This is a genomic window from Streptomyces colwelliae (genome assembly GCF_048158785.1).
In the GTDB taxonomy this organism is placed as follows: Bacteria; Actinomycetota; Actinomycetes; order Streptomycetales; family Streptomycetaceae; genus Streptomyces.
Map to the genome: position 1 here is coordinate 1 of NZ_JBLTJC010000336.1, position 11,437 is coordinate 11,437.

At 70.1% G+C, this 11,437-nt stretch carries 7 protein-coding genes; all 7 read right to left on the reverse strand.

The genetic code is table 11. The annotated features are described in order from the left end of the window. Positions 1–1,292: AMP-dependent synthetase/ligase (locus ACNFOC_RS42330; RefSeq protein ID WP_416964334.1), on the reverse strand; the 1,292-nt coding region annotated here is incomplete at its 3' end. A 107-nt stretch (positions 1,293–1,399) separates the two neighbouring features. Further along, the gene (locus ACNFOC_RS42335) at positions 1,400–2,989 is read right to left on the reverse strand and encodes a vWA domain-containing protein (RefSeq protein ID WP_416964335.1); all 1,590 of its coding nucleotides are present in this window, start codon (positions 2,987–2,989) and stop codon (positions 1,400–1,402) included. A gap of 147 nt (positions 2,990–3,136) precedes the next feature. Next, positions 3,137–4,000, reverse strand: a complete 864-nt coding sequence (locus tag ACNFOC_RS42340) for an ABC transporter permease (protein WP_416964336.1) — start codon at positions 3,998–4,000, stop codon at positions 3,137–3,139. Then, complete coding sequence (locus ACNFOC_RS42345; RefSeq protein ID WP_416964337.1) at positions 3,997–6,825, reverse strand: CocE/NonD family hydrolase; 2,829 nt, start codon at positions 6,823–6,825, stop codon at positions 3,997–3,999. Before ACNFOC_RS42345 ends, ACNFOC_RS42340 begins: the two co-directional genes overlap by 4 nt. A 185-nt stretch (positions 6,826–7,010) precedes the next feature. Beyond that, entirely contained in the window at positions 7,011–8,444 is a 1,434-nt protein-coding gene (locus ACNFOC_RS42350) for an APC family permease (RefSeq protein ID WP_416964338.1), read from the reverse strand. 208 nt (positions 8,445–8,652) lie between these two features. Continuing rightward, positions 8,653–10,155, reverse strand: a complete 1,503-nt coding sequence (mmsA, locus tag ACNFOC_RS42355) for a CoA-acylating methylmalonate-semialdehyde dehydrogenase (RefSeq protein WP_416964339.1) — start codon at positions 10,153–10,155, stop codon at positions 8,653–8,655. A gap of 14 nt (positions 10,156–10,169) precedes the next feature. Further along, on the reverse strand, positions 10,170–11,437 hold a 1,268-nt coding region (locus tag ACNFOC_RS42360; RefSeq protein ID WP_416964340.1), incomplete at its 5' end, for a thiamine pyrophosphate-dependent enzyme.

Genomic DNA, 11,437 nt, shown 5'->3' on the forward strand with positions numbered 1-11,437 from the left:
CGCAGGGGCGGGACGACGGTGGCGGCTGCGGTCGTCTCGGTGAGGCCGTAGCCCTCGTAGACGATGATTCCCGCGGCGGAGAAGAAGAGGTTGAGGTCGCGGTCGAGCGGGGAGCCGCCGCTGATCGCGTACCGCAGGCGGCCGCCGAGTTCCTTGCGGATACGGCGGTAGACCAGCAGGTCGTAGAGGGCCCATGCGGCGTAGAGGGCGGGGGTGGGGCCCTTGCCGGTGCCGAGGAACTTGTTCAGGTAGGCCTCGCCGAAGCGGACGGCGATGCGGTCGGCGCGGTCGAAGGAGGCGGCGCGGCCCATCTTCTCGGCGGTCGCGCGGCCGGCGTCGTGGATCTTCTCGAAGAGGTACGGGACGCCGACCAGGAACGTGGGCCTGAACTCCTTGAGCGCCGGGCGGAGTTCGTCGGGCTTGATGCTCGGGCAGTGGCCGATCTCGATGCGGGCCATCAGGCAGGCGATCTGGAGGGTGCGGCCCATGATGTGCGCGAGCGGGAGGAAGAGGAGCGTCGAGGCGACCTGGCCGGTGACCTCCGTGAAGAGGGGGTGCAGCAGCTCGACCATGTTGGCGGCCTCGGCGTGCAGGTTGGCGTGGGTGAGGACGCAGCCCTTGGGGCGGCCGGTGGTGCCGGAGGTGTAGCAGATCGTCGCGATCGTGTCGGGGGTGAGGGAGGCGCGGCGCTTGGTGATCTCGTCGTCGGACAACTCCTCGCCCAGGGTGGCGAGTTCGGCCATGGCTCCGGCGTCCAGCTGCCAGATGCGCGGGGGTTGGGGGTGGCGGGCCGTGCCGGTGGTGACCGTGTCGGTGTTCTCGGCGGTCTCCGTGACGACGAAACGGGCGCCCGAGTCCCGGACGATCCACTCCACTTGGTCCGCCGACGAGGTGGCGTAGATCGGTACCGTCTGGCCGCCGGCCGCCCAGATCGCGAAGTCGAGGACCGTCCACTCGTAGCGGGTGCGGGACATGACCGCGACCCGGGCGCCCGGTTCGAGGCCCGCGGCTATCAACCCCTTTGCGGTGGCCGTGACTTCGCGGGCGAAGGCGGCCGCGGTCACCGGGTGCCAGGTGGCGTTCCGTTCGCGGCGGAGGACCACGGTGTCGGGGGCCTCCGCCGCGTTGGTGAACGGGAGGTCGGCGGTGCTGCCGGTCGTCGGGCGCGGGGCGAGCGGCAGGGTGCTCGCCTCCCGTACGACTCCCCGCTCGTCCCGGGTGAGTTCGACCCGGGTGCGGGCCGCCAGGTCGGTGCGTTGCCGCGCCCGCTTCAAGTCCTTGCGTACGCCCATGTCGGCTGCTCCCGGTCGACGGTGAGACGGTGACTGGGGCGTCAACTTACTCGCAAGTAGGGGAAGGTCAATGGGGGCGGTGGGATCGAGTCCGGGTTCGGTCGGGTTCAGTCCATTCGGCTTGCCTCGTCGATCGCTTCGGCGAGTTGTCGTACGTCCTTGTCCTCCGTCTTCTTCGCCAACGCGTGGGCTCGGGTGGCGAGTTCGGTGAGGCCCGGGTTGCCGGGCAGTTCGCCGGAGCGGAGGGTGTCGGCGAAGTAGGCGGCCACGGCGGTGACTTGGAAGGTGTTCGGGGCGCTGCTCAGGGAGTCGTGCAGGGCGTCGGTCTCCAGTTGGCCCGATTCCTCGTGCGGGGCGCGGGTGTTCGGGTCGAGCCAGCGGACGCTCGCGGTGGCGAGGTGGCCGTCGGCGCCGGGCCGGGTGCGGACGGCGTAGAGGGCGGTCACGGTGTGGCCGGGGCCGATCTCGCCGCCGTCGACGTCGTCGTCGCGGAAGTCGTCGTCGGCGACCTCGCGGTCCTCGTAGCCGATGAGGCGGAACTGCGCGACCGTCTCGGGGTCGAAGGCGACCTGGGCCTTGGCATCGCGGGCGGTGAGGTCGATGTTCTGCGGGAGTTGGTCGACGAAGACCTTGCGGGCGTCGGCGTCGTCCGAGACGTACGCGGTGTGGCCGTCGCCCTTGTCGGCGAGTTTCTCCATCAGGGCGTCGCCGTAGTCGCTGCCGACGCCGACGCCGAAGAGGGTGATGCCGTGGTCGCGGCGTTCGTCCGTGATGCGTTCGAGGATCGAATCGGCGCTGGTGTCACCGGTGTTGGCGAGGCCGTCGGAGATGAGGACGACGCGGTTGGTGGCGCCCTTGCGCAGGCCCTCGTCGGCGGTGGCGTAGCCGGTCTCGACGCCGGCGCCGAGGTTGGTCGAGGACTGGGTCTCCAACTCGTCGATGGCGCCGTGGACTTGGCCGCGGTGGTCGTCGAGGCGGGTCATCGGGAGGACGGTCTCGGCCTCGTCGCTGAAGGTGACGAGCGCGACCGAGTCGTCATCGCGCAGTCGGTCGGTCATCTCATCGAGGGACTTCTTGGCGAGGTCCAGGCGGCCCGTCTCGCTCATCGAGCCGGAGACGTCGATCACGAACGTCAGGGCGGCGGGCGGGCGTTCGTCGGTGGAGTCGGCGGTGCGGGTGGCGAGGCCGACGCGGACGAGGGACCAGTCGGACCGGTCGGTGCGGGCGCCGTCGACGGTGACCGTGAAGCCGTTGCCGTCGGGGCGGTCGTAGTCCTGGCGGAAGCTGTTGACGAACTCCTCGGGGCGGATCGTCGACGGGTCGGGGCGCTGTCCGTCGGCGAGGACGCGGCGGGCGTAGCCGTAGGAGGCGGTGTCGACGTCGAGGGCGAAGGTGGAGAGGTAGTCGGGGGACGGGGCGATCTTGTCGGCGGGGGTGCCTGTCTGTTCGCCGTCTTGTTCGCTGTTCTGTCCGTCGCTCTGTTCTCCGCCGGAGGTGACGATCGGGGCCGGGGCCGGGAAGCCTGTGCGGTTCGACGCGTCCGAGGAGTTGGAGCCGCTGCCGCCGCCCGCGCCGCAGGCGGTGAGGAGCAGTCCGCTCGCGGCGGTGAGGGCGAGGAGGGTGGCGCGCAGCCGCCGGGGGCGGTGGCGCGCGTACTCCTGCCTCGGTCGTGTCCGGTCGGTCTGGTGGGTCTTCATCTCCCGTGCCCCCTTGGTCCGTTGACGTCGACTTCTGCGACTGTGACGGCGTAGGGGGCGGGAATGTGCGCTACGGGGAGTTGCGGAAGCGTCTCGAAGGGGTCGCGATCATGGCCCGTCGAGACCGGTGGGAGATCCTCCGGTGACCTAGGACACGATGTCCTTGCGGGCGAAACCCCGGAAGGCCAGGGCGAACAGGACGATGGCGTAGGTAACGGAGACCGCCGTGCCCTGGATCATGCCGGACCACTCGGGGTGGGGCTGTACGGCGTCCGCCCACGCGAACTGCCAGTGCGCGGGCAGGAAGTCGCGCCAGTGGCCGAGGGCCGTGACGGCGTCCAGGACGTTGCCGACGATGGTCAGGCCGACCGCGCCGCCGACCGCGCCCAGGGGTGCGTCGGTCTTCGTCGAGAGCCAGAACGCGAGCCCCGCGGTGACCAGTTGGGACACGAAGATGTACGCCACGACGACCAGGAGGCGCTGGGCGGCCGTGCCCGCGCCGATCGCGCCGCCGGTGGGCAGCTCCAGGGAGCCCCAGCCGTAGGCCGCGGTGCCGACGGCCAGGGCGACGAGCGGGAGCAGGATCATCGCGGCGAGGCTGAGGCTCAGCCCGACGACCAGCTTGGACCAGAGGAGGCGGGCCCTCGGCACGGGTGCCGCGAGCAGATAGCGCAGGGAGGACCAGCTGGCCTCCGAGGCGACCGTGTCCCCGCAGAACAGGGCGACCGGGACGACCAGCAGGAAGCCCGCCGACACGAACAGGTTCACGGCGGCGAAGTTGGCGCCGGACGCGGTGGCCGTGTCCATCAGGGTCACCTGGGAGCCGCGCTCGCCCGGGGTGCCGCCGATCGCGAAGGCCGCGACCAGGATGAAGGGCAGCGCGGCGAGGATGCCGCCCATGACCAGCGTGCGGCGCCGCTTCAACTGCCGGACCAGCTCCACCCGTAGGGGCAGGGTGCGGCCGGCCCGGTAGCCGGAGGCCACCTCTACGGGCTCGGCGAGCGTGCTCATGCGGAACCTCCGATCAGGGTGAGGAAGGCGTCTTCTAGGCGGCGGTGGGGGCCGACCGAGGAGACGGGGACTTCCAGTCGTACGAGTTCTACGAGGAGTCGGGCTGCGGTGCCTGGACCTTGGGGACCTTGGGTGGGAGGTGGGGACGTCGTGCCCTCGGTGGCGGTGCCAGCCGGGGTGACTGCACCACCCGGTGTGGCTGCGGCGGCCGTGGCGGCGGCCGTACTCGCCCCGTTCGTCGGGGAGTTGGCGGACACGAGCTCATCGCCCGGTGCCGGTTCGTCACCCGGTGCCAGCCGCACCAGCAAGCCGCCCTCCGCGCGGACCACCGACTCCACGTCCGTGAGCGCCGCGATCTTCTCCACCAGCGGGTCGGAGATGTCCGAGGCAAGGCCGACGAGGAGGGTCTCCCCGGAGCCGACGATCTCGGCGACCGGGCCCGCCTGGACGAGACGGCCGCGGTCCATGACCACCAGGTGGGTGCAGGTCTGCTCGACCTCGGCGAGGAGGTGGCTGGAGACGATGACCGTGCGGCCCGCCTCCGCGTAGCGGATCATCACCTCGCGCATCTCGCGGATCTGGGGCGGGTCGAGGCCGTTGGTCGGTTCGTCGAGGATGAGGAGGTCGGGGAGGCCGAGCATGGCCTGGGCGATGGCGAGGCGCTGGCGCATGCCCTGGGAGTAGGTGCGGACCGCGCGGGCGAGCGCGTCGCCGAGGCCCGCGATCTCCAGGGCCTCCTCCAAGTGGGCGTCCTCGGGCGGCCGTCCGGTTGCCTGCCAGTACAGCTCCAGGTTCTCGCGGCCGGAGAGGTGCGGGAGGAAGCCCGCGCCCTCGACGAAGGCGCCGACCCTGGACAGCACCGGGGCGCCCGGGCGGATCGCGTGGCCGAAGACCCTGATCTCGCCGGCGTCCGGTTTGATCAGGCCCATCAGCATGCGCAGGGTGGTCGTCTTGCCCGCGCCGTTCGGGCCCAGGAGGCCGAGCACCTGGCCCTTCTCGACGCGGAAGGACAGGTCCCGTACCGCGTACCGGTCCGCCGACTTCGCGTACCGCTTGCTCAAGTCGGTGATCTGGAGCGGGACTTCGGCCAACGCGGGGTCGGGAGGTGTCGACGCCGTACGCCTGCGTCCGGTCAGCAGCAGGGCCAGTGCGATCGCCGCGCCCGCCAGCGGGAGCCACCACACCCAGGACGGGAGGGTCGCCGCCGCGGTGGTGACGCCGGGAGCCGTCGGCACCTTGAGGTCGCTCTTCAGGGTGACGGTGTACGTCGCGGGGGCCGCCGGGGAGGCGTAGCCGAGGTCCGTCGAGGCGAGGACCAGGCGCAGGTGGTGGCCGCTCTGGACGTCGTAGTCGATGGCCGGGAGGGTGATCGTGACGTCCTTGCCGGCCTTGGTGCCCTCGATCCTGAGGGGGGTCACCAGCTGGGAGGGGAGCACCTGTTGGGTGCCGCCGGAGCCCACGTCGTAGACCTTGCCGAAGAGGACGGTGTCGTCGCTGGTCGACTTGACGTGGACGGTGACCGTGGGCGAGCCGGTGATGCGGAGGCCGCTGGTGACGGGCTTCGAGTCGAACGCGGCGTACTGGCCGGGGAAGTCGAGGGAGACCCCGACGCCCAGGGAGGAGAGTTGTGAAAGGCCGCCTGTGCCGCCGAGGCCGGGGAGGGCCGAGATCGCGGGTGGGCTGGCGCCTGCCGGGTTGGTGAAGGACTGCTCGCGGCGGCCGGTCAGGGCGATCGTGCGCGGGTCGCTCTCCAGGCCGGGGTACGCGCTGCCGCTCGCGCCGCGCAACTGGGCGGCGCCGTCCGTGGAGTCGACGCCTCCGGTGCGGGTGACGCGGAACGCGGGGCCGGTGTCGGTGTTCTTGTCGTCCTTCAGGTACCGGTCGAACCAGGACGTCACGCGCGCCTGGACGCGGCTCGTCTCCATGTCGCCGCCGTCATGGCCGCCGGCGATCCAGTCGACGTCCACGGGGGCGCCGTTCGCGCGGATCGCCTTCTGGGCCGCGTCGGCCTGGCCGAGCGGGAAGAGGGAGTCTGTCTGGCCCTGGATCAGGAGGGTCGGGACGTTGATGTGGGTGGCCACGGCGGACGGGGAGCGGGCTTCGAGGAGCGCGCGGGCCTGGGCGTCCGGCTTGCCGGACTCGGCGACCCGGTCGTACATCTGGCACAGCGCGGGCTCGAAATTGGCGCAGCCGCCACCGGAGTTGATGAAGATGCCGGCCCACAGCTTCTTGAAGACGCCGTTCGGGAACAGGGCGTCCGCGAGGTTCCAGTACGTGATCGCCGGGGCGATGGCGTCCACCCGGTCGTCGTATCCGGCGGCCAGGAGCGAGATGGCTCCGCCGTAGGAACCGCCTGCCATGCCCACGCGCGGGTCGCCCGGTTTGTCGAGCTCGACGTCCGGCTGCTTCGCCAGCCAGTCGATCAGTTTCGATACGTCCTTGACCTCGCCGGACGGGTCGTTCAGGCCGATCTTGCCGGTCGACTTGCCGAAGCCGCGGGCCGACCAGGTCAGTACCGCGTAGCCGTCTTCGGCCAGGTCCTCGGCTTCTTTTCGTACGTCGTCCTTGCTGCCGCCGAAGCCGTGGGCGAGGAGGACGGCGGGGCGGCGGGTTGATCCGCCCGTTGTGAAGTACGAGGTGTCCAGGGTGACGCCGTCGATCGCCATCTTCCGGTCTGTCTGGTGGACCGGGGGTGTGTTGTCCGAGGCTGCGGCCGTCCAGGTGCCGGCGGCGGCGAGCACGACGACGGCTGCGGTGGCTGCTAGCCAGCGCCGGGGGTGTCGTAGTCGTCGTAGGCCTTGCAGCCCGGGCAGTCGAAGATCCATGTGTCAACGGTACGGGGCGTCTCTGACAGTTGGGGCAGACCCTGGGGTGAACCGGGGGTTGGGTGTGTACCGCGCTTGGTGTACGGCCTCTAGCTCGGGAGGTGCTGTTGCGTTGCCGGGTGCGGGTGCGTTGGGGCTGAGCGCGCCCGCGCGGCGGAGCCGCAAATCGATACAGCCCCGCGCCCCTAGAGGACTTGCCCCTTCGGGGCTTCGTCCTCCTCGGGGAGTGAGATTAGCCAGCGGGTTTCCCTGCGCGGACGGAGATAGAACGCCCAGTACAGCGTGGCCAGCGTCACTATCCCGCCCGTCCACAGCAAGTAGGTCGTCTCCTGCTGGGTGAGGATGTAGGCCAGGACCGCGATCAGGAGGATCGGCATTGCGGGCCATAGCGGCATGCGCCACGCGTGCGTGTGCCGGTGGGATCCGCGTCGGGAGAGTAGGGCGGCTACCGCCACCAGCAGGTACATGCCGGTCACCGAGACGCCTGTCACGCCGTACAGGGTGTCGAGGTTGACGAAGCAGAGGATCGCGCCGGGGATGCCGACGGCGAGGGTGGCCACCCAAGGGGAGCCGAAGCGGCCGAGTTTGGAGAAGAGCGTGTTGACCGGGTGGGGCCAGGCCTTGTCTCGGGCCGAGGCGAAGAGGACTCGGGAGTTCTGGATGACCATGACGATGCCGGCGTTGATGATCGCGAGGGCCACGCAGAGGCTGACGAAGGTGCCTACCGCCGAGTTGGACCAGGCTGTCACCATCGTGCTGATGTCTCCGCCGGTCAGGGTCGAGAGGTCGTTCGCGCCCATCGTGATCGCGACCACAGGGACCAGGATGATCACCGTGGAGATCGCGAGGGTGGCCAGGACCGTGCGGGCCACGTTGCGTCGCGGGTTCTCCAGTTCTTCGGAGAGGTAGACCGCCGTCGAGAAGCCTTGCGTGACGAACAGGGCGATCGCCAGGCCCGAGACCACCAGCATCGCCGTCACCGTGTCGGTGTGGCCGCCCGTCCCGGCTACCTGCATCGACGTCAGGCTGCCCAGGCCTCGTTGGCTGTGTGTGAAGCCCAGGAGCGCTACGACTCCTGCCGCTATGACCTCCAGGACCAGGAAGATGCCCGTGATCCACGCGTTGGCGCGCAGGTCCAACAGGCCCGCGAGGGTGGCCAGGAGCATCACTCCGGCGCCGGTCATGGACGGGTTCAGGTGGGCGATCGGGGCCAGGTAGTCCGCCGTGCCCATCGCTATCACCGGCGGGACGATCATCACGACCAGGAGGGACAGGACGAAGACCAGCCAGCCCGCGAGCCTTCCCGCCAGTGTTGACACCATCGCGTACTCGCCGCCCGCGCTGGGGATGAGGGTGCCCAGCTCCGAGTAGCAGAACGCCACGGCGATACAGAGAACGGAGCCGATCGCGATCGTGAGGGCGGTCGCGGTGCCGAGCGTGCCGAACAGGTCCGGGACGACCACGAAGAGCGTCGACGCCGGTGTCACGCAGGAGAGCGTGAGGAGCGTGCCGCCGACGATGCCGATGGAACGCTTCAGCTGTTGCGGACGCCCGGAGGTGTCCGGCGCCTCGGCTGTGGCTGCTCCGGCGGCTTCGGCAGTGGGGAGGGTGTCGGTCACGCGCTGATGGAACATTGACGGAAACCATCACGTCAATGGGTGTTCACCTACGGAATTCGTTGATCCAGTGCGGTCTAAGTGCCGCATTCGGCATCCGGAGGCAGTGCCGGTCCCGCCTGCGACCGCTACGGGAACCGCAGCCGTCGTAGCCGAAAAAATGGGGCCGTCCGCGATACGGACGGCCCCACTCGGTGCTGCTCGGTGTTGATCAGTGGTTGCGCGGGAAGCCCAGGTCCACGCCCGACGGGCCGTCCGCCGGGTCGGGCCAGCGGGTGGTGACGACCTTGCCGCGGGTGTAGAAGTGCGTGCCGTCGTTGCCGTAGATGTGGTGGTCCCCGAAGAGGGAGTCCTTCCAGCCACCGAACGAGTGGTAGCCCACCGGGACCGGGATCGGGACGTTGACGCCGACCATGCCGGCCTCGATCTCCAGCTGGAAGCGGCGGGCCGCGCCGCCGTCGCGGGTGAAGATCGCGGTGCCGTTGCCGAAGGGCGAGCTGTTGATCAGCGCCACGCCCTCGTCGTACGTGTCGACGCGCAGCACGCAGAGGACCGGGCCGAAGATCTCGTCCTGGTACGCCTTCGCCGTCGTCGGCACCTTGTCGAGGAGGGAGATGCCGATCCAGTGGCCGTCCTCGAAGCCCTCGACCGTGTAGCCGGTGCCGTCGAGGACGACCTCCGCGCCTTCGGCCGCCGCGCCCGTCACGTAGGACGCCACCTTGTCGCGGTGGACCGCGGTGATCAGCGGGCCCATCTCGCTCGTGGGGTCGTTGCCGGGGCCGATCTTGATCTTCTCGGCGCGCTCGCGGATCTTCTCCACCAGCTCGTCGCCGATCGAACCGACCGCGACCACGGCCGAGATGGCCATGCAGCGCTCGCCCGCCGAGCCGTAGGCCGCGCTCACGGCCGCGTCCGCCGCCGCGTCGAGGTCGGCGTCCGGGAGGACCAGCATGTGGTTCTTGGCGCCGCCCAGGGCCTGGACGCGCTTGTGGTTCGCGGCGGCCGTGGTGTGGATGTAGCGGGCGATCGGCGTCGAGCCGACGAACGACACCGCCTTCACGTCCGGGTGCTCCAGGAGGCGGTCCACGGCCACCTTGTCGCCGTTGATGACGTTGAAGACGCCGTCGGGGAGGCCTGCCTCCGCGAGCAGTTCGGCGATCTTCAGGGACGCCGACGGGTCCTTCTCGGACGGCTTGAGGATGAAGGTGTTGCCGGTCGCGATGGCGATCGGGAACATCCACATCGGCACCATGGCCGGGAAGTTGAACGGCGTGATGCCCGCGACGACGCCAAGGGGCTGGCGGATCGACGACACGTCCACGCGGCTGGCGACCTCGGTCGACAGTTCACCCTTCAGCTGCACGGTGATCCCGCACGCCAGGTCGACGATCTCCAGACCGCGCGCGACCTCGCCCAGCGCGTCGCTGTGCACCTTGCCGTGCTCGGCGGTGATCAGCTCGGCGATCGCGTCCCGGTTGGCGTCGAGCAGCGCGCGGAACTTGAACAGGATCGTGGTGCGCTTGGCGAGGGACGAGGTGCCCCAGGTCGCGTACGCGTCCTTGGCGGCGGCGACGGCCGCGTCGACCTCGTCGACGGTCGCGAAGGCGACCTTGGTGGTGACCGCGCCGGTCGCCGGGTCGGTGACCGGCCCGTACGTGCCCGACGCGCCTTCGACGGACTTGCCGCCGATCCAGTGGTTGACGATCTTCGTCATGCCCAGTTGCTCCTTCACAGATGGCGGCGTCGGGTGGAGACGTGCCGTTCGTACAGCTCACGTGCCTTGACCGCGGACGATCGGGTCGCGGTCGCGGCCACAGGTACATCCCACCAGGCCTGCGCGGGAGGCGCGCCCGACACTGTGTCTGCGGTTTCGGTCTCCACGTAGACACAAGTGGGAGTGTCGGCGGCCCGCGCCACGGCGAGTGCCTCGCGCAGGTCGCTGACGGTCTTCGCGCGCAGCACGCGCATGCCGAGGCTGGCCGCGTTGGCGGCGAGATCGACGGGGAGCGGGGCGCCGGTGTAAGTGCCGTCGTCCGCCTGGTGACGGTAGGCGGTGGCGAAGCGCTCGCCGCCCACCGACTCGGACAGGCCGCCTATCGACGCGTACCCGTGGTTCTGTATCAGCAGCACCTTGATCGCGATGCCCTCTTGTACGGCGGTCACGATCTCCGTCGGCATCATCAGATACGTGCCGTCGCCGACCAGCGCCCACACCGGCCGGTCCGGGGCGGCCAGCTTCACGCCGATCGCGGCCGGGATCTCGTAGCCCATGCAGGAGTAGCCGTACTCCAGGTGGTACTGGTCGAACGACCGCGTCCGCCACAGCTTGTGCAGATCACCGGGGAGTGAACCGGCCGCGTTGATGAGGATGTCCGACGCGTCGACGATCTCGTCCAGTGCGCCCAGGACTTGGGGCTGTGTGGGGCGTACGTCGGGTTCCTCGGCCTCGTAGCAGGCGTCGACGCGTTGCTCCCAACGCTCCTTGTCCTCGCGGTACTCGGCGATGTAGGACTCGGAGACCCGGTGATCGTGGCGGCCCAACTTCTTTGCCAGCGCCGTCAGTCCGGCGCGGGCATCCGCGATCAGCGGCTGTCCGGCGAGCTTGTGGCCGTCGTAGGCACCGATGTTGAGGTTGAGGAAGCGGACGCCGGGGCGTTCGAAGAGGGTGTGGGAGCCGGTGGTGAAGTCGGTGTAGCGGGTGCCGACGCCGATCACCAGGTCGGCCAGGCGGGCGAGTTCGTCGGCGGTCGCGGTGCCGGTGTGGCCGATGCCGCCGACGTCCTGGGGGTGGTCGTGGTTCAGGGAGCCCTTGCCGGCCTGGGTGGAGGCGACGGGAATGCCGGTGGCGGCGGCGAACTCCGCGAGGGCCGCCTCCGCACGGCTGTGGTGGACTCCGCCGCCCGCGATGATCAGGGGGCGTTCCGAAGCCCGAACCGCCCTTACCGCTTCGGCGAGTTCGGCCGGGTCGGCGGCCGGTCGCCTTACGTGCCAGGTGC

Coding starts and splice junctions, on each gene's coding strand:
- ACNFOC_RS42335 (WP_416964335.1), bottom strand. CDS start 2,989: ATGAAGACCCACCAGACCGACCGGACACGACCGAGGCAGGAGTACGCG.
- ACNFOC_RS42340 (WP_416964336.1), bottom strand. CDS start 4,000: ATGAGCACGCTCGCCGAGCCCGTAGAGGTGGCCTCCGGCTACCGGGCC.
- ACNFOC_RS42345 (WP_416964337.1), bottom strand. CDS start 6,825: ATGGATCTTCGACTGCCCGGGCTGCAAGGCCTACGACGACTACGACAC.
- mmsA (WP_416964339.1), bottom strand. CDS start 10,155: ATGACGAAGATCGTCAACCACTGGATCGGCGGCAAGTCCGTCGAAGGC.